Below are 22,108 nucleotides of genomic sequence, written 5' to 3' on the forward strand. Positions count from 1 at the left end.
TCATGAAACCCGGGTTCCACCTCGCAGTTCCCGTCGACGACCTGGCCGAGGCCCGCGCGTTCTACGGCGGTGTGCTCAACCTCGAAGAGGGGCGTTCCGCCGACAAGTGGGTCGACTGGAACTTCTACGGCCACCAGTTCGTGACGCACGTCGTGCCCGGCCCGCGCGCCGATTCCGGCCGCAACCCGGTCGACGGCCACGACGTGCCGGTGCCGCACTTCGGCCTGATCCTGCCGATCCCGGAGTTCCACGCGCTGGCCGACCGGCTGCGCGCCGCCGGGACGGAGTTCGTGATCGAGCCCTACCTGCGGTTCGCGGGCGAGCCGGGGGAGCAGTGGACGATGTTCTTCCGCGACCCGGCCGGCAACGCGCTGGAGTTCAAGGCCTTCAAGGACGAGTCCCAGGTGTTCGCGAAGTGAGCCGGGGTGTGCTGGTCACGGGCGGCAACCGGGGCATCGGCGCGGCGATCGCCGACGCGTTCCGGGAAGCCGGTGACGAGGTCGTCGCGCTGTCGTCGGCGGACGTCGACCTGGCCGATCCGGACGCGATCGCCAGGGTGGTCGACGCCGCCGCCGACACGCTCGGCGCCATCGACGTCCTGGTCAACAACGCCGGTCTGGTGGAGCTCGGCTCGCTGACGGACAAGTCGTACCAGGAGTGGCAGGCGTTGTGGCGCCGCACGTTCGAGGTGAACGTCTTCGGCGCGGCGAACATGTCGTACTGCGTGGCGCGGCACATGATCGAGCGGGGTGTTCGCGGGCGGATCGTGAACGTCGGCTCTCGTGGCGCCTTCCGGGGTGAGCCCGACATGCCGGCGTACGGCGCGAGCAAGGCCGCGCTGCACTCGATGGGCCAGTCGCTGGCGGTTTCCCTTGCCCCGCACGGCATCGCGGTGACGTCGGTGGCGCCCGGGTTCGTCGGGACCGATCGGGTGGCGCACATGGTGACCGACGACGTCCGGCGGCAGAGCCCGTTCGGCCGGGTCGCGGAGCCGGCCGAGATCGCCGCCGCGGTGGTCTACCTGGCCTCGCCGGCCGCCGAGTGGGCGTCCGGGACCGTGCTCGACCTCAATGGCGCTTCCTACCTGCGGACGTGAGGGGAACCGACGTGGACCGGTCCGGAGCGGTCGGGGTGATGCTGCCCCGCGACCTTGCACCGTCGCAGGTGCTGCCGTACGCGCGGCGTGCGGACGAGCTCGGGTTCGACGAGCTGTGGGTGGTGGAGGACCTCGGTTTCCGCGGTGGCGTCGCCCAGGCGGCGGCCGTGCTGGCGGCGACGGAGCGGGTGCGGGTCGGCATCGGGTTGCTGCCGGTGGGTGCGCGCAACGCGGCGTTCGCGGCCATGGAGGTGGCGACGCTCGCCCAGCTGTTCCCCGGCCGGGTCGACATCGGCATCGGGCACGGGATGCCCGCGTGGATGCGGTCGGTGGGCGAGTGGCCGGCGAGCCCGTTGACGTTGCTGGAGGAGTACCTCCGCGCGGTGATCGCCTTGACGGGCGGCGACGCGGTGGAGCCCGGCGAGTACGTCGCGCTGGACGCCGTTCGGCTGGAAGGCGCGTGTGTGCCGGACGCACCGCCGCTCGTGCTGGCAGGCGTGCGGGGGCCGCGGTCGCTGGCCGTGTCCGGTCGGGTGGCGGACGGGACGATCCTGGCCGAGCCGACGACGCCGGAGTACGTGCGCGCGGCCCTGGGGCACATCGACGCGCACCGGCCGCACCGGCTCGTGGGGTACAACGCCGCCGCCGTGCACGCCGATGCGGCCGTGGCGGTCGATGCGGTCCGCGCCGGGTTGGAGTGGATCGGTGAGCCCGACTGGGCGCCGCACCTGGCACCGCTGCCGTTCGCGGACGAGTTCGCGGTGCTGAGGCGGGAGTCCGGCAGCCGCGAGGAGTTCGTGCGACGGCTGCCGGAGGAGTGGGTGCGGCAGCTCGCGGTGACCGGCACGCCCGCCGACGCGCGGGCCCGGCTGGGCGAGCTGTTCGCGGCCGGCGTGGACAGCGTCGTGCTCATCCCGGTGGGCGCGGAGCCCTTCCAGGTCATGGAGAGCCTGGCGGAAGTCCTGTAACGGGGACGTAGACGACCAGGCGGTGGTCCTCGTCACCGGGCACGGTCAGGCTCTCGTAGGCCAGCCGCAAGGTGCCCGCCTCCGGGTGCCGCCACTGCTCGACCCCGGTGCCGGCGGGCACGGCCGACGCGGCGAAGCGGCGGCCGAACTCCGCGCCCACCGTGATGGACAGCTCCTCGGCGAGCATGGCCGCCGCGCCGTCGCCGAGGTCGGCCGCGGCACGCAAAGCGGCGGCCTGTTCGTCGGCGACCTGTTCCCACTCCGGGAACGCTGTGCGCGCCCTGGCGTCACCGAACACGAACCGGGCGAGGTTCGGCCGGTCGGCGTCGAGGAGTCCGGCCGGCCCGGCGAGCCACCGGAATCCGTCGGTGCAGGCGAGAACGTCACCCTGCGCGTCGGCGACGAACGCGGGTGTCGGCTCCAACCGGTCCAGCAGCGCCAGCACGGTAGGGCGCACGGGGCGCGGTGCCGTCGACGCCGGGCACAGCACACCGCCGCCCGCCTTCACCAGGCGGTGCAGGTGCACGCGTTCGTGCGAAGAGAGGCGCAACGCGTCGGCCAGCGCGCCGAGGACCTGGGCCGACGGGTGGCGGTCGCGCCCGCGTTCCAGGCGGGTCAGGTACTCGACGCTGATACCGGCGAGGTCGGCGAGCTCGCCGCGGCGCAGACCGGGCGTGCGGCGGCGTGTGCCGGTGGGCAGCCCGACTTCGGTCGGGGTGATCGCCTCCCGTCGGGCACGCAGGAACCCGCCCAACGCGTTCATGGTCGCCGAGTGTAGGTCGCCCCGAAGGTGTCAGGCCGGGAGTCCCAAGCCGAATGTCCAGGGCAGAACTTCCCCGGCAGAGGGTCCCTGGCGGGGCCTCCCTCCGGCGCACGGGCCGTTCCAGGCTGTGCGGCATGAGGTACCGACTCTTCGGCCAGACCGGCCTGCGCGTGTCCGAACTCCTGCTGGGCACGATGGCCTTCACCGATCCCGCCGAGGCACGCCGCATCGTGGACGCCTACGCCGACGCGGGCGGCAACGTGCTCGACACCGCGTCGGCTTACGGCGACGGCGAGGAACTGCTCGGTTCCGTCGTGGAGCGCCGCGACCGGTTCGTCATCGGCACGAAGTACACGCTGTCGCGCGACGCCGCCGACCCCAACGCCTCGGGCAACCACCGCAAGAACCTCACGCGGTCGCTGGACCGGAGCCTGCGCCGGCTGCGCACCGACTACATCGACGTCTACTGGGTGCACATCTGGGACCGGCACACCCCGGTCGAGGAGACGATGCGCGCGCTGGACGACGCCGTCCGCGCCGGGAAGATCCTCTACACCGGCATCTCCGACGCGCCGGCCTGGGTCGTCGCCCACGCCAACACCCTCGCGCGGTGGCACGGCTGGACGCCGTTCGCCGGTCTCCAGGTGCCCTACAACCTGCTGAAACGGGACGCCGAGCGCGAACTGCTGCCGATGGCCGAGGCCCTGGGGCTGAGCGTGACCGCGTGGGCACCACTCGCCGCGGGCAAGCTGTCGGGCGCGGTCGACGCACCACCCGGGTCGCCCCGCTCGAAGCGCGTGGACGCCGACTCGCTCACCGCACGCGACCGCGCGGCGGCCCACGCGGTCCGCACGGTGGCCGACGAGCTGGGCGTACGCCCGGCGCAGGTGGCGCTCGCGTGGACGCGCGCCAAGTCCCGCGCCGTGCTGCCACTGGTCGGCGTGAGCAGCGTCGCGCAGTTGACCGAGAACCTGGGCGCGCTCGACGTCACCCTGCCCGCCGACGCGGTCCGGCGGCTGGAGGAGGCGGTGGAGTTCCGGCTCGGCTTCCCCTCCGACTTCATCGCCGAGTGCGAGCCGAGCCCGTTCGTCTTCGGTGACACCGCCACCCGCGTCGAGCCGCGCTGAACGGTCGGCCACGACCGCCGGCGATCGGAATCCCCGACTTGCGGGTCGCCCGGAACGATCATGGCTTCGGCTGCGTCTGACCGCGTGGTGTCGAGTGGACAGATGGGTGGACATGGCTGGGTTCGGGGCGGTGCCCGAGGAGTTACGACGGGCGGCCGGTGAGATCGGTGACGCGGGCGACAAGACGGCGGGCCTGGTGTGGTGCGGTCCGAGCGGCGAGTACGGGCACGAAGGCGTCGCCAGTGCGTGGGAGCTGTTCATCGAGGAGATGAAGGCGTACGTGGAGCGCCTGCGGCAGGAGGCCGACGAGCACGCCATCGGACTCCGCGCCGCCGCGACGTCCTACGTGGACGTGGACGCCGACGAGGCGGTCGGGTTCGGCGGGCTCGGCGGGTCGGCGCACACCGACATCTCGCGCCGGCTGGGCGCCGGGACCACGCCGTTGAAGCCGGTGTCCTGATGGCGGCACGACTGGGCGAGACGAACGACCCGAAGGCGCTGATCCCCGGCGAGCCCGAGCTGATCACCGGTGACCTGCGCCGACTCGTGCAGACGCTGCGGATGGTGGTGGCGGTCGGCGAGGACCTGGGCCGGATCGACCCCGGCGGCTGGAGCGGCGACGCGAGCACCGCGTTCCGGTCGGTCTTCCGGTCCGAACCGCCCCGCTGGTTCCAGGCCGGCGACGACATGGGCAGCGGCGGGCAGGTGCTCGCCGACTACGGCGACGTGCTGGTCAAGTGCCAGGCCGAAGCGCAACGCGCCGTCGAGCTGTACCTGGAGGCACAGGCCGCGACCCGCCTCGCCGCCGCCCAGCACGACGCGATGGTTCTCGCCGGCGCGCCGACCGCCCCGTTCCAAGACCCGGGGCAGGCGGGCGCGGCCACCGCGCAGAAGGTGCTCGACGACGCCCGCACCGGGCTGAGCGGCATCGGGGACGTGGTCGCCAAGGCGCTCGGCTGGGAGTCCGACGGCAAGGGCGGTTACAAGAAGTCGTTCGGCAAGAAGGAGTTCGGCGCCGCGCACCGCGAGAAGGACGAGAACGGCAAGGACCCCGGCGGCTGGCAGGAAGGGTCGGGCGGCAAGTCGTACCAGGGCAAGACGGGCAGCGAGTCCGAGCGCCTGCTCACCGAGGCGATCGCCGAGGTCGCCGAGAAGTTCGGCATCGACCTGCACGAGCGGACCGCCGGCAAGGACTGGCAGGTCGAGGTCGCCGGCGGCGGGAAGGAAGGCGACTTCACGGCCGGGCCGCTGTCCGGCAAGGGCGCCATCAGCGGCTCGGTGCTCGGCGCGGAGGCCGGGGTCACCGCGACCGCGAGCGCCGCCGGCGTCACCGTGGGCGCGAACGCGAGCGCGTACCTGGCCAGGGGGCACGCCGAGGGCGAGATCAACCTCGGCAAGCACGCGGGCGTCTCGGGCAGCGCCGACGCCATCGTCGGTGCGTCCGCCGAGGCCAAGGGCACCGTCGGCTGGCTGGGGGCGAAGGGGAACGCGGAGGCGTTCGCCGGCGCCAAGGTGTCCGGTGAGGCGAGTGCCGAGGTCGCGGGCATCGGCGCGGGCGTGAACGGCGAGGCGTGGGCCGGTGTCGGCGCGCAGGCGAGCGGGCAGTTCGGCATGGGCGAGGACGGCAAGTTCCACATCGGCGGGTCGCTGGGCGTCGGGTTGGGCGTGGGTGGCAAGGTCGGCTTCGAGGTCGCCGTCGACCCGGTCGAGGTCGTGGAGACGGTGGTCGACGTCGCGGACGACGTGGGCGAGATCGCGAAGGACGTCGGGCGCGGCGTGGAGAACGTCGCCGAAGGCGCCGGCCGCGCCATCGGCCGGTTGTTCGGCCGATGACCTACCGCAGGACCCCAGGAGGAGACGCAGGCATGGCCACCACCCTTCCGGTGCCGATCGAGTTCTCGCTGCCCGCCGGGTGGCTCTCGGCACCTCCCGACGAGGTGGGCGCGCCGCAGGCGGCGTTCGTCGCGCTGCACCCCGGTTCCGCCGCCGGGTTCACCGCGAACGTGACGATCAGCGGCGAGGTGCGCACCGACGTGACGTTGGCGGAGGTCGCCGCGGAGGCCGTGGCCCGGCTCGAACGCGGCGTCGGCCAGGTCGAGGTCGGGCGGCGCAACGAGCTGGAGTCCGCGTACACGCAGGTCGTGCGGATGACCGTGCCGATCGACGGCAGGCCGGTGGAACTGGTGCAACTGCAGGTGTTCCTGGCCATGCCGGACGTGCGCGACGAGAGCCGGCGCGCGGTGCTGGAGATCGTGCTGAGCGCGACGCCGGAGCAGTTCGAGGACCTGGTGGGCGACTTCCAGGCGTTCCTCGAGACCATCCGCCCGGACGAGGGAGTGGCCCGGTGACCGAGTCCGCCGACATCCTGTTGCGCCGCATCGAGGCCATCGACACGGCCGCCGCCGACAACCGGTTGCGCGCGGAGTCGTACCAGCGCATGGCCGAGGGGTTGAAGGACGTGGTGGGCACGGCGACGTCCGGCGACGGCGTCGTGACCGTGGTCGCCGGGTCGGACGGCGCGGTCAGGTCGATCACGTTCGGCGCCGCGGTGCGGACCACCGACCCGGCGGCGCTGTCGTCCACGACGTTGCGGACGATCGCGTCGGCCCGGGTGGACGCGGCCCGCAGGCAGGCCGAGGTGGTCCGGTCGGTGCTGGGCGACACGAAGCTGCTGGACCAGGTGCTGGCCGAGGATCGGCGGGGGTTCGGCGACGAGCCACCGCACGAGCCACTGCGCGAGCCGCAGGCCATCGCTCCCCGCGTCGTCCGACGCGAGCGCCGGGTGGTGGAGGAGGAGCCGGAGACGGCCTACCAGAGCCGTCCCGCCTGGTGAGCGTCGGCTGATCGCCGGCGGGGCGGACGCGGCCCCGCCGGCGACGGCCCCGCTGGTTTCGGCTGCGCCACGCCGACCCCGCGCCCCCGCTCACCTCGGGCAGCAGGCCAAGTCCTCCCCGCGCGCGAGCGAACAATCCATTGTGGATTAATCAAACCGCTTCCGGCGCAAGCGATTCCGCCGGACGGGTGATGTGCGAGGCCCGCGCGCGATCCCGGTAACACCCGCCCGCCACCGCCGCGATGTCAGGTCGACTGCCGTGTGAGCGGGCGTGGCGCGGGCACGCCTGATGTCGACTCCGATCCCGCGTCGGGGAGTCGCAGTGGTCGCAGGTTATGCGGTGGTCGACGTGGAGACGACCGGAATCCACCCCGGTTGGCACCACCGGGTGGTGGAGGTCGCCGTCGTCCGACTCGACCCGACCGGCCGGGTCGTCGACGAGTGGTGCACCATCGTCAACCCGGAACGGGACCTGGGACCGCAGCACATCCACGGCATCACCGCGGCCGAGGCGCGGCAGGCGCCGACGTTCCCCGAGATCGTCGGGGACCTCGGGGTCCGGCTCGCCGGGAACGTCGTGGTCGGGCACAACGTGTCGTTCGACGTCCGGTTCCTGGACGCGGAATTCCGGCGCGCGGGCGTCGACGTGCCGCTGACGACCGACGTCGGCCTGTGCACCATGAAGCTGGCGACCAGGTACCTGGCGACCGCGACCCGATCGCTGGCCACGTGTTGCGAGGAAGCCGGTGTCGACGTGGGACGGGCGCACTCGGCCTTGCACGACGCACACGCCGCCGCGGGTCTGTTGGCGTTCTTCCTGCGTGAGGCGGGCCTGCCGGAGCCTTGGCGCGACCGGCTGGAGGCCGCCGAGCACCTGCCGTGGCCGGTCCTGCCGCCGCTCACGGGCCGGGTGATGACGCGGGGCGCCGCCTACACGCAGCCCGCGCACTTCCTGGCGCGCCTCGTCGACAACCTGCCCCGCGTGCCACACCCGCCGCGCGCGGACGACTACCTGTCGGTGGTCGACGGCGCGCTGCTCGATCGGCACCTGTCGGTGACGGAGCAGGCCGAGCTGGTCGGTGTCGCCGGTTCCCTCGGACTGGGCCGCGCCGAGGTCGAGCGGCTGCACCGGCACTACCTGGTGGCGTTGGCGCGGCGGGCCTGGGCGGACGAAGTGGTGACGGCGGAGGAGAAGGCGGATCTGCGCCTCGTCGCCACCCTGCTGGGCCTCGACCTGGCCGACGCCGACCACGCGCTGTCGGTCGCCCGCGAAGCGGAAGCCGGGACCGGTGATCCGGAGCCCGCCTGGGGCGATTTCCGGCTCGAAGCGGGCGATCGGGTCGTGTTCACGGGCCAGATGGACCTGCCGCGCGAGGTGTGGGAGCAGCGGGCGCTGGAAGCCGGTCTCACCGTGCAGGACAACGTCACCAAGAAGACCCGCCTGGTCGTGGCGGCGGACCCCGACTCGCTCTCCGGCAAGGCGAAGAAGGCTTCCCGGTACGGCATTCCGATCGTCACGGAAGACGCCTTCGCGCGAATCCTGGGCACTGCCCGGATCGGTTCACACACGCTGTGAGCTGCCCGGGACACGCCCGGCACTGCGCTGTGGCGCCGGCGGCACCACGACGTGTACCGTGGGTGCATCGGGGCGATTCATATCTTCTGAACCCGAAAACCCTCGCGCCGTGTGAGGATCTCCGGCCCGGCACCGCCGGCCGTGAGCACGCAGCGGACGCGGAGAAAGTCGGAACACATGTCAACTTCGTTCAACGAGCTGTTCAGCCACCCGGACACGACCCGGACCGAGACCGCCAACGGTCCCGGCCGGGACGAGCAGCGGTCCTACACCGATCTGTTCCGCGAGCCGGCCGACGTGCCGCCGCAGAACACCGGCGAGATGGCCTGACCGCGGTAGGAAGAACCGCTCCACGGAGCCCGTGACCGAAACGGTCGCGGGCTCCGCTTCAAGCATGTCCAAGCACCATCAGCACGGCTGGTGGCCGCTCTCGGTGCACGGCCTGTCGGGCACGATCAGCAGGTCGCGGGGCTGGAGGGGCCGGCACACCGGCCACCTCCGCCACCTCGTTCCGCCGCCTGCCCGATCACCCTCCGGTGATCACGTCACAGCGCACGTCACAGCGGGATGTTCGTGTGCCGTCCCCGACCGGCCGGCGCGTTCGCCAGCGCCTTCGCGATCCTGACCCGGGTCTCGTCGGGCGAGATCACCTCGTCCACCACGCCGAGCGCCATCGCGCGGTCGACGCCGCCGGCGATCCGGCGGTGCTCCTCGATCAGCTTCTCGCGCAGCTCGGCCCGCTCCGCCTCGTCGGCCACGGCGGCCAGCTTCTTGCGGTGCAGGATGCCGACGGCGGCTTCCACGCCCATCACGGCCACCTCGGCGTCCGGCCACGCGAACACGGCCGTCGCGCCCAGCGAACGCGAGTTCATCGCGATGTAAGCGCCGCCGTAGGACTTCCGCGTGATCAGGGTGATCCGGGGCACCGTCGACTCGGCGAACGCGTGCAGGAGCTTCGCGCCGCGCCGCACCACGCCGCCCCACTCCTGGCCGACGCCGGGCAGGTAGCCGGGCACGTCCACGAGCACGACCAGCGGCACGCCGAGCGAGTCGCACATCCGCACGAACCGCGACGCCTTCTCCGCGGACAGCGAGTCGAGGCAGCCGCCCTTGCGCAGCGGGTTGTTGGCGATGATGCCGACGGTCCGCTCGCACAGCCGGCCGAGACCGACCACGACGTTCGGCGCCCAGCCAGCCTGCAGCTCTTCGAACACGGCGTCGTCCAGCAGCCGGTTGATGATCGGGTGCACGTCGTAGGCGCGACGCGGCGACTCGGGCAGCAACGCGCTCAGGTCGTCGGGCTCGCCCGCGGACGCCACCTCGACCTCGCCGGGCCGGCTGAAGAACCCGGTGAGCCGCCGCGCCCGCGAGTACGCCTCTTCCTCGGTGTCGACGACGATGTGCGCCACACCGGACTTGCGGCCGTGCGCGACGGGACCGCCGAGGCCCGCCATGTCGATCACCTCGCCGGTGACCGTCTTCACCACGTCCGGGCCGGTGACGAAGATCCGGGCGTCCTCGGACATGATCACGATGTCGGTCAGCGCGGGGCCGTAAGCGGCGGCGCCTGCGGCCGGGCCGAGCACCACGGAGATCTGCGGCACGACGCCGGACGCGCGGGTCATCGCCGCGAACATGCGGCCGACGCCGTCCATCGACTCGACGCCGTCGGCGAGCTTCGCGCCGCCGGAGTGCCACAGGCCGACCACCGGCACGCCCTGCTGGACCGCGGTCTCGATGGCTTCCACGATGTGCATCGCGCCGGGCCAGCCGAGAGCGCCGCCCATCTTCGTCGCGTCGGTGCAGTAGGCGATCACTGGTTGGCCGTCGATCAGTCCGCTCACCGCGCTCACGCCGCTGTCGTCCGCCTCGTGCAGCGGTTGGGCGGAGTCCTCGTCCAGCAGCCGGCCGAGCCGGACTGACGGTGCGCGGAAATCGGGCTCGACGTCGCGAGCGTCGACGTGGGCGGGCACGGTCTGCGCCGTCATTGGTCCCCCGGGTCTGCAGAATGGTGTCAAAGACGGAATATGACCGCCTCCGACTGAGGGGGGAACCCCAGAAAACCCCCTGCACCCACCCCTATGGGGCCACTTCCCCTCGGCGCGGTCGGCGCACCGAGGGGGTCGCGAGTGGCCCGGCTCAGCTGTCGATCACGTGTTTCCTCCGGGAGTTCCTACCGGGCGATCACTCCGCGCGCCAGAGGGCCGGCACGTTCGGCGGCTCCCAGCCCGGCTGGGCGAGGTGGGCTTGGAGGCACGAGTAACCGGTGCCGCCGTACGTGACGCGCGCTCCGATCGCGTAGGACGTGCCCGCCGCCCACGTTCCGCCGCCCGGTGACGACGTGGTCGTGGACGTCCGCGTGGTGGTGCCGGTCTGCGTCACGTTCAGCACGAAGTCGAACGTCGCCTCACGGCCACCGGTCACGTTCCGCACCACCATCAGCAGCCGCGGGTCGAAGAGGCTGTCGGTGTTGTTCCGTGGCTCACCGGGGAAGTACAGCTGGGTCGTGAGCACCGGGCGTCCGGGTGCCTGCACCTTCACGTGGAGGTGCCTGGTGCGCCCGGGGTAGAGGCCGGGCACGATCGTGGTCAGCGTGAACGCGCCGCCGGCGTCGGTGAACTGGTGGCCGCGGAAGCGGAAGCCGGTGTTGTCGTACACGCCGTTGACGTCCGCCTGCCAGAAGTCCAGCAGCACGTTGCCGAGCGGTTGGCAGGCCAGGCCGAACACGTAACCGGTGACGGTGAGCCGGGTACCCGGCGTGCCGGCGTCGACCAGGGACGTGCGGCGGGGCGAGTTCGGCTTGAAGTAGGGGCCTTCCATCTGCGGTGGCGTCGGGTCGTCGCCGTCGTCGCACTCCGGGGTCAGGTCCAGCGGGCCGCCGTCCGGGCCGACCGTGCGGGCCAGCGCGGGCACGCCCATCAGCGCCGCGGGCAACGCGACCCCGGCGGCGAGGGCGGCGCGCAGCACGGTCTTGCGGCTGAGGTGGCGGGGGTCCGCGCCGTCGGCCGGTGGTCGCCCGGTCGTGCCGCGGTCGTCGTCCATCGGTGCGTCCATACCTGCTCCTCGTGGTGGGGTTCGCCAGGGACGAACCCGAACCTAGGGACGCCGGTCGGGTCGCGACGATGGACTGGCGCCGCGGTTCGTGGTGATCCTCGCGGGCGCTGTTGCCGGTGCCCTCACTGTGAACGCGCGTCGTCGCCGCGTCGGAAGGCACCCGGGCTCACGCCCGTCTCGCGGCGGAAGAAGCGGCAGAAGTACGCCGGGTCGGCGAAACCCGTCCGGGCCGCGACCTGCCGCACGGTCAGTTCCGTCTTGGCCAGCAACCGCTTCGCCTCGTGCGTGCGGGCCTCCCGGACGAGCTGCGACGGCGTCCGCCCGGTCGCCGTCTTCACCGCCTCCGTCAGGTAACCGGGCGTGACACCGATCCGCTCCGCGTACGCGGCCACCGACCACAGCGCGTGGTCCGTGCGGTTGGACAGCCGGCCGAACTCCTCCGCCACCGCGCCGGCCCGCGCCGGAGGGGGTGCGGCCGGTGTCGCGCGAAGCCGGGCCACGCGCACCACGAGCACGTGCAGCAGCGCGCGCAGCACCGTTTCGACGCCTGCCTCTCCGCGCTGGTACTCGTCGTCCAGTTCGGCGACGAGCCGGGTGATCCGGGTGTGCGCGGGCTCGTCCAGCGTCAGCCAGGGGCGTTCGCTCAGGCGGCGCAGCAGGTCCCGGTCCGCCGGGTGGTCGAGCAGGAAGTCGTCGGTGAACAGCAGCACGGACCCGGTCAGGTCCCGCGCGTCGTCCCAGTGGTGCACCTGGCCGGGCGCGATCACGCACAGGTGCGGCGGGCGCAGCTCCCAGCGGGCGAGGTCGACGACGTGCGTGCCCGTGCCGCCGGTGACGTGCACGATCTCGTGGAACGTGTGCCGGTGGGGGAACGCCGCGCGCGACAGCGGGCCGATCGTGTCGAACGTGCCGACGGCGAACGGCAGCGCGTTGGGCAGCGGCACCTCCAGCCGGTGCACGGGCAGCTCGCCCTCGCGCGTCGCCCGGCAGGGCGTTCCCGGTGGCACGGTGGTGCCGCGCATCGTCCGATCCTCTCGCCGCGTGAAGGTCCAGACCAATCATCGCCACCATGGCACGGCGGGGCGGTCGTGGGAACGCCCTTGTGGACCCCTCTCTTCGACTCCGCTCGGTAAGCGCTTGCCTGCTCTCCGTCCGCGATCCGGTGCCCGATCGCCCTCCGTAGCCGTCGCGGTCTGAACCTTTACAACGTTGTATCAACGATGTAAGAACGGAGCCGCCCTTGAGAGTGACGCCGCTCACTCACACCCGGATCGAGGAGCGAGACATGTCCCTGCCTGCCCGTGTCGGTGTCGCGGTACTCGCGACGACCGCCCTGCTGACCTCCTGCACGAGCCGTGAAGCCGCGCCGTCCGCCCAGGGCACCGGCGGTCCCGCCGCGTCCGCCGCCGCCTCCCAGGCGAGCGGGCCGGGCTGCGCCCGTGACCGGATCGGCTACCCGGCGGTCGACGTCAAGAACGCGGTGATCGGGTTCTCCCAGTCCGAGAAGGAGGCCAACCCGTTCCGCATCGCGGAGACCCAGTCGATCAAGGACGAGGCGGCCAAGCTCGGCATCCCGTCCGACAAGCTGCTCGTCACCAACGCCCAGAGCGACCTGAACAAGCAGATCAGCGACATCAAGTCGCTGCTCGACCGCGGCGCGCAGCTGCTGATCGTCGCGCCGCTCAACTCCGACGGCCTCCAGCCCGCGCTCGACGCGGCGAAGGCGAAGCAGGTCCCGGTCGTGACCATCGACCGCAAGGTGACGTCCGACCCGTGCGACGACTACTTGACGTTCATCGGCTCGGACTTCGTGGAGCAGGGCAAACGCGCCGCCCAGGCGATGGTGGCGGCCACCGGCGGCAACGGGAAGGTGGCCATCCTGCTCGGCTCGTCGGGCAACAACGTCACCACCGACCGCACCAAGGGCTTCAAGGACGAGATCGCCAAGACGCCGGGCATCTCGGTGGTGGCCGAGCAGACCGGCGAGTTCGACCGCTCCAAGGGCCAGTCCGTGATGGAGCAGCTGATCCTGGGCAACCCGGACATCACCGCCGTGTACGCCGAGAACGACGAGATGGGCATCGGCGCGGTGACCGCCCTGAAGGCGGCCGGCAAGACCCCGGGCCAGGACGTGAAGGTCGTCTCGATCGACGGCACGCGCAACGCAGTCCAACTCGTCGCCGACGGAGGCTACGACGCGGTGATCGAGTCCAACCCGCGGTTCGGCCCGCTGGCGTTCCGGACGTTGCAGGACTTCGCCGACGGCAAGGAGGTGCCGCCGACGGTGATCATCTCCGACGACGAGTACGACCGGTCCAACGCCGCCCAGAAGCTCGCGAACGCGTACTGACATGGTGTTGGAGGTCGTCGACGCCACCAAGGAGTTCGTCGGCGTCAAGGCACTGGACGGGGTGTCGTTCTCGGTCCGGCCGGGTGAGGTGCACGCCCTGGTCGGCGAGAACGGCGCGGGCAAGTCGACGCTGATCAAGGTGCTGACGGGCGTGCACCGGCCCGATTCCGGGCAGGTGCTCCACCGCGGCGAGCCGGTCGAGTTCCACCGGCCGCTGGACGCGCAGCGGGCCGGCATCTCCACGATCTACCAGGAGGTCAACCTCGTCCCGCTGATGAGCGTGGCGGCGAACCTGTTCCTCGGCCGCGAGCCGCGCACCCGGTTCGGCCTGGTCGACCGGGCGCGGATGCACGCGGAAGCGGCCGAAGTCCTGGTGGGTTACGGCATCCACGACGACGTGCGGCGCCCCCTCGGGACGCTCGCGGTCGGCGCGCAGCAGATGGTCGCGCTGGCACGGGCCGTCTCGGCGGACGCGCACGTGGTGATCATGGACGAGCCGACGTCGTCGTTGGAGCCGCGTGAGGTCGAGACGTTGTTCTCGGTGATCGAGCGGCTGCACGAGCGCGGCATCGCGATCGTCTACGTGAGCCACCGGATGGACGAGCTGTACCGGATCTGCGACCGGGTCACCGTGCTGAGGGACGGGCGGCACGTGCACACCGGTCCGCTGGCGGACCTGCCGCGGATCGAGCTGGTGTCGCTGATGCTGGGCCGCAGCGTCGGCGACATCCGCGAACACGGCGCGACGGCGTTCAGCGAAGAGCACCACGCGGGCGCGGAACCGTTGCTGCGCGCGGAAGACCTGACCAGCGGACGTCGGCTGGCGGGCGTCTCGGTGTCGATCCGGCCCGGTGAGGTCGTCGGTCTCGCCGGGCTGCTCGGCTCCGGCCGCACGGAGACGGCGCGGGCGATCATCGGCGCGTTGCCGCTGGACTCCGGCACGGTCCTGCTGGGCGGCAAGGCCTTGCGGGGGAACGTCGGCGCTGCCGTGCGCGCGGGCGTGAGCCTGCTGGCGGAGGACCGCAAGGCCGAGGGGATCATCCCGAACCTGTCCGTGCGGGAGAACATCGTGCTCGCCGCCCTGCCCCGGCTGTCCCGCTTCGGGGTGGTCAGCCGGGCGCGGCAGGACCGGGTGGTGGAGACGTTCATCCGTCGGCTGCGGATCAAGGTGTCCGGGCCGGAGCAGAAGGTGGCCGAGCTGTCCGGCGGTAACCAGCAGAAGGTGCTGCTGGCGCGGTGGCTGTGCACGCAGCCGAAGGTGCTGCTGCTGGACGAGCCGACCCGCGGCATCGACGTGGGCGCGAAGGCGGAGGTGCAGGCGTTGATCGACGAGCTGGCCCGGGACGGGTTGGCGGTGCTGCTGATCTCGTCCGAGCTGGAGGAGCTGCTGGACGGCGCGGACCGGTTGGTGGTGCTGAAGGACGGCGCCGTGGTGTCCGAACTGGTCGGCGACCGGCTCACCCGCGACCACGTCCTCTCCGCGATCGCCGCGGGGGAGTCATGACGGCGGCCACCTGGGACCGGGCGGGTGTCGCCCGGTGGCTCCAGGAGTACGGCGTGTACGTCGCGGTGGCCGGGTTGCTGCTGTTCAACATCGCGTTCACGACGAACTTCCTGTCCGTGGGCAACTTCCGCACGCAGCTCGTGCAGGCGGCGCCGGTGTGCGTCGTGGCGTTGGGCATGGCGCTGGTGATCGGGACGGAGGGGGTGGACCTGTCGGTCGGCGCGGTGATGGCGCTGTCGGCGGCGGTCATCCCGCTGTACCTGGGTTACGGTGCGCTGCCGTCGATAGCGCTGGCGTTGGTCGCCGGGCTGATCGCGGGCATGTTCAACGGGGTGCTGGTGGCGTACCTGGGCATCCAGCCGATCGTGGCCACGTTGGCGCTGCTGGTCGGCGGGCGCGGGTTGGCGCTGGTGCTGGCGAACGGGCAGTTGGTGCAGCTGCACGACCCGGCGTTCCTGTTCCTGGGCACGGGTGACGTGCTCGGCGTGCCGGTCGGGGTGTTCGCCGCGGCGCTGTTCTCGGTGGCGGTGGCGTTGCTGGTCGGTCGGACGACGTTCGGCCGGCACCTGGTGGCGATCGGCGGCAACCGGGCGGCGTCGGTGCTGGCGGGCGTGCCGGTGCGGCGGGTCCTGATCGGCGTGTACGCGATCTGCGGTGTGCTGGCGGCGGTAGCCGGTGTGCTGTCGACCGCGCGCCTCGGCGCGAGCGACCCGGCCGACGTGGGCCTGCTGATGGAACTGTCCGCGATCACCGCCGTGGTGGTGGGCGGGACGCCGTTGACCGGCGGTCGGGTGCGGGTGCTGGGGACCGTGATGGGGGCGCTGCTGATGCAGTTGGTGCGGGCGACGTTGATCAAGCACAACCTGCCCGACTCGACCGCGCAGATGGCGCAGGCCGCGATCATCGTCGGCGCGGTCTACCTGGCGCGTGAGCGGAGCAGCCGATGACCGCCGTCCGTGTTCGCCTCCGGCGTGGGATCGGGCGTGGGATCGGACGGCAGGGTGCCGCGGTCGCGCTGGTGGTGATGGTGCTGGTGGCGTGGCTGTCGTTCCCGAGGTTCGGCAGCCCGGACAACCTGCGCGACATGGCGTTGCAGGGGTCGTTCCTGGCGATCGTCGCGCTCGGCATGACGTTCGTGATCATCACCGGGGGGATCGACCTGTCGGTCGGGTCGGTGTACGCCCTGGGCGGCGTCCTGGCCGCGTACGGCTCGCAGTGGGGTTTCGTGGTGGCTCTCGTGCTGCCGTTGGCGGTGTGCGGGTTGATCGGGTTGCTGAACGGGGTGCTCGTGGCGCGGACCGGCATGGCGCCGTTCATCGTCACGCTGGCCACGTTGCTGCTCGCGCGCGGGCTGCTGCTGGCGATCACGTCCGAGGGGTCGACGACGTACCGGATCGCGTCCGGCTCGGCGTTCCTGGAGTTGGGACGGGGGACGGTGTTCGGCTTCGGCTACCCCGTGTTCCTGGCCCTGGCGCTGTGCCTGGCCGGTGGTCTGGTGCTGCGGCGGACGCGGTTCGGGCAGTCGGTGCTCGCCACCGGTGGTGCGGAGCAGTCCGCGGTGCTGATGGGGTTGCCGGTGGCGCGGACGAAGGTGCTCGTCTACACGATGAGCGGGGTGCTGTCCGGCTTCGCGGGTGCGGTGACGGCGGCGTACCTGGAGTCCGGTGTGACGGTGATCGGGGTCGGGCTGGAACTCGACGCCATCTCCGTCGTCGTGATCGGCGGGACCCTGCTGACGGGCGGCGCGGGGACCGTGCTGGGCACGGTGATCGGCGTGGGGCTGCGGACCGTGATCCAGAACGTGATCAACCAGATCGGCACCCTGGACAGCAACTACCAGTCCGTCGTCAGCGGCGCGTTCCTGCTGCTGGTCGTGGTCCTGCAACGCTCCCTGGCCACCCGAGCCGCCAGAGGCACCTGACGTCACGCCAACCGGTTTTGTCGGTGCGTCCGGTTAGCGTCCGGGCATGGCGCAGATCCACTACCTCGTCGGCGACGCGAGCAGCCCCCGAGCCGAGGGCTGCAAGATCATCGCCCACGTCTGCAACGACCGGGGCGGATGGGGCAGGGGATTCGTCCTGGCCATCTCCGGGCGCTGGCCGGAGCCCGAGGCCGACTACCGCCGCTGGTACCGCGACCGTGCCGGCAACGACTTCGGCCTCGGTGCGGTACGACTCGTCCGGGTCGCTCCCGACGTGCTGGTCGCCAACATGATCGGTCAGCACGGCATCCGGACGAGCCGCGTCGCCGGCCCGCCCGTCCGCTACGACGCCATCCGCCAATCCCTCCACGACCTCGGTGCCCATGCGGGTCGGCTCCGGGCGAGCGTCCACATGCCGCGCATCGGCTGCGGCCTGGCCGGCGGCCGGTGGGACCGCATCGAACCGCTCATCACCGGCGAACTGACCGACCGCGGCATCCCCGTGACCGTCTACGACATGCCCGAACGCTGACCGGAGCCGACGTTCCGCACGCGCGCGGTCATCCGGGTGCCATTGCGGGTGCGGCCGGGCGGCGGAGACTGCCGGGCGGCACGCCGAACGCCCGTTTGAAGGCGCGGGAGAACGCCGCCTCCGACCGGTAGCCGAAGCTGTGGGCGACGGTGGACAGGGGTTCGGCGGTCTCCCGCAGCCGCGCGCGGGCCAGTTGCATGCGGCACTCGGTCAGGTAGCGCATCGCCGGCTCGCCGACCAGGGCGGTGAACCGGGCCGCGAACGCCGACCGCGACAGGTGGGCTTGACCGGCGAGTTCGGCGACGGTCCACGGGTGTTCCGGGGCGCGGTGGATCGACAGCAGTGCCCGGCCGACGTGCTCGTCGCGCACGGCGGCCAACCAGCCCTGGTCGGCCTCGGGCGCCGAGTCGAGCCACGAGCGGATCGCCTGCACGACCAGGATGTCCGCCAAGCGCGTGATGACGGTCTCCCCGCCCGCCCTCGGCGTCCGCGCCTCGGCGGCCATGAACCGCAGCGTGCTGTGCAGCCAACCCGCCGCGTCGTCGTCCCACGCGTCGACGTGCAGGACCAGCGGCAGCTGCCTGACCAGGCGGTGAGCGGTCAGGTGGTCGAAGCGGACCGCACCGTAGGCGACCTGGGTGAGGTCGCCGCCGCCACCGTGGCGCAGCACCTCGTAGCGGTCGCTGATCCGTTCGACCGGTATGTCGAACAGCGGCTCGGTCGGCGTGCCCGGCGCACTGCGCAGGCGGTGCGGCGTGCCGTGGGGGATCAGGGTCAGGCTGCCCTGCTCCAGCACCCGCGACCCGGCACCGTCGACTTCCAGCACGCACCGGCCCGAGGTCACCACCTGGAACGTCATCAGCTCGTCCAGGCGGGGCACGGCCACACCCCACGGCGCGGTCAGCTCCGCCCGGCAGTACAGGGTGCCCGTCAGCCTCAGCAGGTGCAGCACCTCGCCCAACAGGTCGGTGGGCACGGGGAAGTCTCGGCTCGGCACGGTCGGAGCGTGCCACCGGGCGCCGTCGGGCGTCCACGGCCCCGGACGAACGGCAATCGTCGGCGGACGCGCGGTCGTTGTCGGGCCTCCCACCCGGCAAGACACTGGATTTCGACATCCGCCGTGGACAAGGAACCCCAGATGCCCGCCATGCCGAAAGCCCTGCTGTCCGCCTCAGGTCTCGTCTTGGCGGTGATCGGCGCCGTGAGCCTGTTCGCGCCCGTCGCCTTCCACGCGGTCAACGGCATCGACGCCGCCGGCGATCCGAGCCTGCTGAGCGAACTTCGAGCAGCCGGCGGCGCCCTGCTGGCGATCGGCTCGGTCGTGCTGCTCGGCGCGTTCGTGCCGCGGCTCACCCCCACCGCCGCCGCGCTCGGAGCCCTCCTCCACCTCTCCTACGGCCTGTCCCGCCTCCTCGGTATGGCGGTGGACGGGATGCCTTCCGCCGGTCTGGTCACCGCCGCCGCGGTGGAACTGCTGCTCGGACTGGGGTGCGCGGGGGTGCTCGTCCGCCTCCGCCGCACGGGAGCCGCCGGTGCCGTGCCGGGCGGGAGTGTCGGAGGGGTCCGTTAGGATCGCGCGATGGCTTCGCAAGAGGTGCTGCGAAGGATTTTCGGGTACGAGTCCTTCCGCGGGGAGCAGCAGGACATCGTCGACCACGTCATCACGGGCGGCGATGCGCTGGTGCTCATGCCCACCGGGGGTGGGAAGTCGCTGTGCTACCAGATCCCCTCCCTGGTGCGCGACGGCACGGGCGTCGTCATCTCGCCGTTGATCGCGTTGATGCAGGACCAGGTGGACGCCCTGCGCGACCTCGGCGTGCGCGCCGGGTTCCTCAACTCCACCCAGTTCCCGGACGAGCGCGCGCTGGTCGAGGCCGAGTTCCTGGCCGGCGAGCTCGACCTCCTCTACCTCGCACCCGAACGCCTCCGCACCGAGCAGACCACCCGCCTGCTGGAGCGCGGCAAGATCGCCCTCTTCGCCATCGACGAGGCGCACTGCGTCTCCCAGTGGGGCCACGACTTCCGCCCCGAGTACCTCGCCCTCTCCCACCTGCACGAACGGTGGCCGGAGGTGCCCAGGATCGCGCTCACCGCGACCGCGACCCAGGCCACCCACGCCGAGATCGCCGAACGCCTCCGGCTCGGTGACGCGAAGCACTTCGTCGCCAGCTTCGACCGGCCGAACATCCAGTACCGGATCGTGCCCAAGAACGAGCCGAAGAAGCAGCTGCTGGAACTGCTCCGCACCGAGCACAAGGGCGACGCGGGCATCGTCTACTGCCTGTCCCGCAACTCGGTGGAGAAGACCGCCGAGTTCCTCACCCAGAACGGCATCCCGGCGCTGCCCTACCACGCGGGCCTCGACTCGGGCACGCGTGCGCGCAACCAGTCCCGGTTCCTGCGCGAGGACGGTCTCGTGATGGTCGCCACCATCGCTTTCGGCATGGGCATCGACAAGCCGGACGTGCGGTTCGTCGCGCACCTCGACCTGCCGAAGTCCGTGGAGGGCTACTACCAGGAGACGGGCCGCGCGGGCCGGGACGGGCTGCCGTCCACCGCCTGGCTGGCGTACGGGCTCCAGGACGTCGTCCAGCAGCGCAAGATGATCGACGACTCCGAGGGCGACCAGCAGCACCGCCGCAAGCTCATGGCCCACCTCGACGCGATGCTCGCGCTGTGCGAGACGGTCGAGTGCCGTCGCGTTCGGTTGCTCGACTACTTCGGCCAGTCCGGCACTCCGTGCGGCAACTGCGACACGTGCCTCGTGCCGCCGGAGACGTGGGACGGCACGGTGGCGGCGCAGAAGGTGCTGTCCACGGTGGTGCGGTTGCGCAACGAGCGGCGGCAGAAGTTCGGGGCGGGGCAGACGATCGACATCCTGCTCGGCCGCAAGACGGCGAAGGTCATCCAGCACGACCACGACCAGCTGAAGGTGTTCGGCATCGGCACCGAGCTGAACGAGAGCGGCTGGCGCGGGGTGGTCCGGCAGCTGCTGGCGCAGGGGCTGATCGCGGTGGAGGGCGAGTACTCGACGCTCGTCGTCACGCCGGGCAGCGACGAGGTGCTGTACCAGGGGCGCAAGGTGCTGATGCGGCGTGAGCCGGAGCGCCTGGCCAAGGTGAAGACCGCGAAGAGCACGGCGGCGCAGGTGGAGCTGAGTGCCGAGGCGACTCCGGTGTTCGAGCGGCTGCGGGCGTGGCGCGCGGCGACGGCCAAGGAGCAGGGCGTCCCGGCCTACGTGATCTTCCACGACGCGACGCTGCGGCAGATCGCCACGTCCGGGCCGTCGACGTTGGACGAGCTGGGCACCGTCAACGGCGTCGGTGAGAACAAGCTGGCGAAGTACGGGCAGCAGATTTTGGACACGTTGAGCGCATGAACGACCTCCGCGCCGACTGCTCGCGTTGCTTCGCTTTGTGCTGCGTGGTGCCCGCGTTCGCCAAGTCGGTGGACTTCGCGATCGACAAACCGGCCCGCACGCCGTGCCGGAACCTGCTCGCGGACTTCGGCTGCGGCATCCACTCGAAGCTGCGGGAGACCGGGTTCACCGGCTGCACTGTGTACGACTGCTTCGGTGCGGGCCAGCAGGTGGCGCAGGTGACGTTCGGCGGCACGAGCTGGCGTGACGACCCGGCGTCGGCGGCGGCCATGTTCGACGTGTTCCCGGTGATGCGGCAGCTGCACGAGCTGCTCTGGTACCTGACCGAGGTGCAGTCCCTGGAGAAGGCCCGCGCACTGCACCCCGCCGCCCGTGACCTCGCGGCGAAGATCGAAGCGCTCACCGCCGGCACCTCCGAGGAGCTGCTGGCCCTGGACGTCGGCCCGTACTGGGAGCAGGCGAACGCGGTGCTGCTGAAGGCGAGCGAGCTGACCCGGGGCAAGGGCAAGAACCGCCGTGGCGCGGACCTGATCGGCAAGGACCTGAAGGGCGCGAACCTGCGGGCGTCCAACCTGCGCGGTGCGTACCTGATCGGCGCCGACCTCCGCGGGGCGGACCTGCGGCTGGTGGACTTCATCGGCACCGACCTGCGTGGCGCCGACCTCTCCGACGCCGACCTGACCGGCGCGTTCTTCCTCACCCAGGCCCAGGTGGACGCGGCCAAGGGCACGCGCACCACCAGACTTCCCGCCACCCTCACCCACCCTTCCCCCTGGCCCTAACCCCACGCGCCCGTGAGCCCTACCTCCACTCCGCGTGAGTCCTACATTCAGAACACCCGTGTCCTACGTTCACGTACCCCGAGTTCAACGCTCAGAACGGCCAGAGCCGGCCGACCTTGTCCTGAGCGTTGAATTCGGGGGTCCCGAACGTAGGACTCACGCGTTCGGAAGGTAGGACTCACGGGGCGTGAACGTAGGACTCACGCGGAGTGGGGTACGTCGG

At 71.8% G+C, this 22,108-nt stretch carries 23 protein-coding genes; 18 read left to right on the forward strand and 5 right to left on the reverse strand.

Annotated features, from left to right (window positions below; genetic code table 11):
* Positions 1 to 2 precede the first annotated feature (2 nt).
* The 3 genes from OQ02_RS44735 to OQ02_RS09660 are packed head-to-tail and all read left to right on the forward strand — an operon-like array spanning position 3 to position 2,064.
* A complete protein-coding gene (locus OQ02_RS44735; protein ID WP_033437883.1) occupies positions 3 to 419 on the forward strand; it encodes a VOC family protein in 417 nt (138 codons plus the stop codon).
* A complete protein-coding gene (locus OQ02_RS44740) occupies positions 416 to 1,096 on the forward strand; it encodes an SDR family NAD(P)-dependent oxidoreductase (RefSeq protein WP_033437884.1) in 681 nt (226 codons plus the stop codon). Before OQ02_RS44735 ends, OQ02_RS44740 begins: the two co-directional genes overlap by 4 nt.
* An 11-nt stretch (positions 1,097 to 1,107) precedes the next feature.
* On the forward strand, positions 1,108 to 2,064 hold the full coding sequence (locus OQ02_RS09660; protein WP_033437885.1) for an LLM class flavin-dependent oxidoreductase: 957 nt from the start codon (positions 1,108 to 1,110) through the stop codon (positions 2,062 to 2,064).
* Here OQ02_RS09660 and OQ02_RS09665 read toward each other — a convergent pair.
* A complete protein-coding gene (locus tag OQ02_RS09665) occupies positions 2,036 to 2,827 on the reverse strand; it encodes a helix-turn-helix domain-containing protein (protein WP_033437886.1) in 792 nt (263 codons plus the stop codon). The two genes, OQ02_RS09660 and OQ02_RS09665, sit on opposite strands and share 29 nt — an antisense overlap.
* 134 nt (positions 2,828 to 2,961) lie before the next feature.
* Between OQ02_RS09665 and OQ02_RS09670 the strand changes: the two genes are divergently transcribed.
* The 7 genes from OQ02_RS09670 to OQ02_RS43625 all read left to right on the forward strand — a co-directional run bounded on the left by OQ02_RS09670 (position 2,962) and on the right by OQ02_RS43625 (position 8,693).
* Positions 2,962 to 3,954, forward strand: coding sequence for an aldo/keto reductase (locus OQ02_RS09670; RefSeq protein WP_033437887.1), 993 nt, complete (start codon positions 2,962 to 2,964; stop codon positions 3,952 to 3,954).
* 112 nt (positions 3,955 to 4,066) lie between these two features.
* Positions 4,067 to 4,414, forward strand: a complete 348-nt coding sequence (locus tag OQ02_RS09675; RefSeq protein ID WP_156076935.1) for a hypothetical protein — start codon at positions 4,067 to 4,069, stop codon at positions 4,412 to 4,414.
* Positions 4,414 to 5,787 (forward strand): putative T7SS-secreted protein, encoded by a 1,374-nt coding sequence (locus tag OQ02_RS40820; protein WP_051772073.1) that lies wholly within the window; start codon positions 4,414 to 4,416, stop codon positions 5,785 to 5,787. Before OQ02_RS09675 ends, OQ02_RS40820 begins: the two co-directional genes overlap by 1 nt.
* Before the next feature lie 32 nt (positions 5,788 to 5,819).
* On the forward strand, positions 5,820 to 6,302 hold the full coding sequence (locus OQ02_RS09690) for a hypothetical protein (protein WP_033437888.1): 483 nt from the start codon (positions 5,820 to 5,822) through the stop codon (positions 6,300 to 6,302).
* The gene (locus OQ02_RS09695) at positions 6,299 to 6,787 is read left to right on the forward strand and encodes a YbaB/EbfC family nucleoid-associated protein (RefSeq protein ID WP_051772074.1); all 489 of its coding nucleotides are present in this window, start codon (positions 6,299 to 6,301) and stop codon (positions 6,785 to 6,787) included. The genes OQ02_RS09690 and OQ02_RS09695 overlap by 4 nt, the downstream gene beginning before the upstream one ends.
* Positions 6,788 to 7,109: 322 nt before the next feature.
* The gene (locus tag OQ02_RS09700; RefSeq protein WP_033437889.1) at positions 7,110 to 8,363 is read left to right on the forward strand and encodes an exonuclease domain-containing protein; all 1,254 of its coding nucleotides are present in this window, start codon (positions 7,110 to 7,112) and stop codon (positions 8,361 to 8,363) included.
* A gap of 177 nt (positions 8,364 to 8,540) precedes the next feature.
* A complete protein-coding gene (locus OQ02_RS43625) occupies positions 8,541 to 8,693 on the forward strand; it encodes a hypothetical protein (RefSeq protein WP_156076936.1) in 153 nt (50 codons plus the stop codon).
* 227 nt (positions 8,694 to 8,920) lie between these two features.
* Here the strand turns inward: OQ02_RS43625 and OQ02_RS09705 are convergent, their stop codons facing one another.
* The 3 genes from OQ02_RS09705 to OQ02_RS09715 form a co-directional block, all read right to left on the reverse strand.
* On the reverse strand, positions 8,921 to 10,351 hold the full coding sequence (locus OQ02_RS09705) for an acyl-CoA carboxylase subunit beta (protein WP_033437890.1): 1,431 nt from the start codon (positions 10,349 to 10,351) through the stop codon (positions 8,921 to 8,923).
* 196 nt (positions 10,352 to 10,547) lie between these two features.
* Positions 10,548 to 11,405 carry a dioxygenase family protein gene (locus tag OQ02_RS09710; protein WP_051772109.1) on the reverse strand — a complete coding sequence of 286 codons (858 nt, stop codon included), beginning with the start codon at positions 11,403 to 11,405 and terminating at the stop codon, positions 10,548 to 10,550.
* A 134-nt stretch (positions 11,406 to 11,539) separates the two neighbouring features.
* On the reverse strand, positions 11,540 to 12,439 hold the full coding sequence (locus OQ02_RS09715) for a helix-turn-helix transcriptional regulator (RefSeq protein ID WP_033437891.1): 900 nt from the start codon (positions 12,437 to 12,439) through the stop codon (positions 11,540 to 11,542).
* A 263-nt stretch (positions 12,440 to 12,702) separates the two neighbouring features.
* On the opposite strand from OQ02_RS09715, the gene OQ02_RS09720 reads away from it, so the two are divergent.
* The 5 genes from OQ02_RS09720 to OQ02_RS09740 are packed head-to-tail and all read left to right on the forward strand — an operon-like array spanning position 12,703 to position 17,724.
* Positions 12,703 to 13,767 (forward strand): ABC transporter substrate-binding protein, encoded by a 1,065-nt coding sequence (locus OQ02_RS09720; RefSeq protein WP_033437892.1) that lies wholly within the window; start codon positions 12,703 to 12,705, stop codon positions 13,765 to 13,767.
* Position 13,768: 1 nt separating this feature from the next.
* Positions 13,769 to 15,271, forward strand: coding sequence for a sugar ABC transporter ATP-binding protein (locus OQ02_RS09725; RefSeq protein ID WP_033437893.1), 1,503 nt, complete (start codon positions 13,769 to 13,771; stop codon positions 15,269 to 15,271).
* Positions 15,268 to 16,218: an ABC transporter permease gene (locus tag OQ02_RS09730; protein WP_033437894.1), complete on the forward strand. Its 951-nt coding sequence runs from the start codon at positions 15,268 to 15,270 to the stop codon at positions 16,216 to 16,218. Before OQ02_RS09725 ends, OQ02_RS09730 begins: the two co-directional genes overlap by 4 nt.
* A complete protein-coding gene (locus tag OQ02_RS09735) occupies positions 16,215 to 17,192 on the forward strand; it encodes an ABC transporter permease (protein WP_033437895.1) in 978 nt (325 codons plus the stop codon). The genes OQ02_RS09730 and OQ02_RS09735 overlap by 4 nt, the downstream gene beginning before the upstream one ends.
* Before the next feature lie 46 nt (positions 17,193 to 17,238).
* Positions 17,239 to 17,724: a macro domain-containing protein gene (locus tag OQ02_RS09740; RefSeq protein ID WP_033437896.1), complete on the forward strand. Its 486-nt coding sequence runs from the start codon at positions 17,239 to 17,241 to the stop codon at positions 17,722 to 17,724.
* A 28-nt stretch (positions 17,725 to 17,752) separates the two neighbouring features.
* Here the strand turns inward: OQ02_RS09740 and OQ02_RS09745 are convergent, their stop codons facing one another.
* The gene (locus OQ02_RS09745; protein WP_033437897.1) at positions 17,753 to 18,721 is read right to left on the reverse strand and encodes an AraC family transcriptional regulator; all 969 of its coding nucleotides are present in this window, start codon (positions 18,719 to 18,721) and stop codon (positions 17,753 to 17,755) included.
* Between the two features lie 141 nt (positions 18,722 to 18,862).
* Between OQ02_RS09745 and OQ02_RS09750 the strand changes: the two genes are divergently transcribed.
* From OQ02_RS09750 to OQ02_RS09760, 3 genes are read left to right on the forward strand one after another with little or no spacing between them, the layout of a single operon-like run.
* A complete protein-coding gene (locus tag OQ02_RS09750; RefSeq protein WP_033438040.1) occupies positions 18,863 to 19,294 on the forward strand; it encodes a DUF4345 domain-containing protein in 432 nt (143 codons plus the stop codon).
* 9 nt (positions 19,295 to 19,303) lie between these two features.
* Entirely contained in the window at positions 19,304 to 21,103 is a 1,800-nt protein-coding gene (gene recQ, locus OQ02_RS09755; protein WP_033437898.1) for a DNA helicase RecQ, read from the forward strand.
* A complete protein-coding gene (locus OQ02_RS09760) occupies positions 21,100 to 21,885 on the forward strand; it encodes a pentapeptide repeat-containing protein (protein ID WP_033437899.1) in 786 nt (261 codons plus the stop codon). The genes recQ and OQ02_RS09760 overlap by 4 nt, the downstream gene beginning before the upstream one ends.
* The last annotated feature ends 223 nt before the right edge of the window (positions 21,886 to 22,108 follow it).

The organism is Saccharothrix sp. NRRL B-16314 (genome assembly GCF_000716595.1).
GTDB lineage: Bacteria > Actinomycetota > Actinomycetes > Mycobacteriales > Pseudonocardiaceae > Actinosynnema.

Excerpts from the sequence above, each read along its gene's own strand:
- OQ02_RS09705 (WP_033437890.1), bottom strand. The coding sequence starts at position 10,351 with ATGACGGCGCAGACCGTGCCCGCCCACGTCGACGCTCGCGACGTCGAG.
- OQ02_RS09750 (WP_033438040.1), top strand. The coding sequence starts at position 18,863 with ATGCCCGCCATGCCGAAAGCCCTGCTGTCCGCCTCAGGTCTCGTCTTG.
- OQ02_RS09670 (WP_033437887.1), top strand. The coding sequence starts at position 2,962 with ATGAGGTACCGACTCTTCGGCCAGACCGGCCTGCGCGTGTCCGAACTC.
- OQ02_RS09665 (WP_033437886.1), bottom strand. The coding sequence starts at position 2,827 with ATGAACGCGTTGGGCGGGTTCCTGCGTGCCCGACGGGAGGCGATCACC.
- OQ02_RS09760 (WP_033437899.1), top strand. The coding sequence starts at position 21,100 with ATGAACGACCTCCGCGCCGACTGCTCGCGTTGCTTCGCTTTGTGCTGC.
- OQ02_RS40820 (WP_051772073.1), top strand. The coding sequence starts at position 4,414 with ATGGCGGCACGACTGGGCGAGACGAACGACCCGAAGGCGCTGATCCCC.
- OQ02_RS09675 (WP_156076935.1), top strand. The coding sequence starts at position 4,067 with ATGGCTGGGTTCGGGGCGGTGCCCGAGGAGTTACGACGGGCGGCCGGT.
- OQ02_RS44735 (WP_033437883.1), top strand. The coding sequence starts at position 3 with ATGAAACCCGGGTTCCACCTCGCAGTTCCCGTCGACGACCTGGCCGAG.
- OQ02_RS09725 (WP_033437893.1), top strand. The coding sequence starts at position 13,769 with ATGGTGTTGGAGGTCGTCGACGCCACCAAGGAGTTCGTCGGCGTCAAG.
- OQ02_RS09690 (WP_033437888.1), top strand. The coding sequence starts at position 5,820 with ATGGCCACCACCCTTCCGGTGCCGATCGAGTTCTCGCTGCCCGCCGGG.
- OQ02_RS43625 (WP_156076936.1), top strand. The coding sequence starts at position 8,541 with ATGTCAACTTCGTTCAACGAGCTGTTCAGCCACCCGGACACGACCCGG.
- OQ02_RS09715 (WP_033437891.1), bottom strand. The coding sequence starts at position 12,439 with ATGCGCGGCACCACCGTGCCACCGGGAACGCCCTGCCGGGCGACGCGC.
- recQ (WP_033437898.1), top strand. The coding sequence starts at position 19,304 with ATGGCTTCGCAAGAGGTGCTGCGAAGGATTTTCGGGTACGAGTCCTTC.
- OQ02_RS09740 (WP_033437896.1), top strand. The coding sequence starts at position 17,239 with ATGGCGCAGATCCACTACCTCGTCGGCGACGCGAGCAGCCCCCGAGCC.
- OQ02_RS09710 (WP_051772109.1), bottom strand. The coding sequence starts at position 11,405 with ATGGACGACGACCGCGGCACGACCGGGCGACCACCGGCCGACGGCGCG.
- OQ02_RS09730 (WP_033437894.1), top strand. The coding sequence starts at position 15,268 with ATGACGGCGGCCACCTGGGACCGGGCGGGTGTCGCCCGGTGGCTCCAG.
- OQ02_RS09735 (WP_033437895.1), top strand. The coding sequence starts at position 16,215 with ATGACCGCCGTCCGTGTTCGCCTCCGGCGTGGGATCGGGCGTGGGATC.
- OQ02_RS09720 (WP_033437892.1), top strand. The coding sequence starts at position 12,703 with ATGTCCCTGCCTGCCCGTGTCGGTGTCGCGGTACTCGCGACGACCGCC.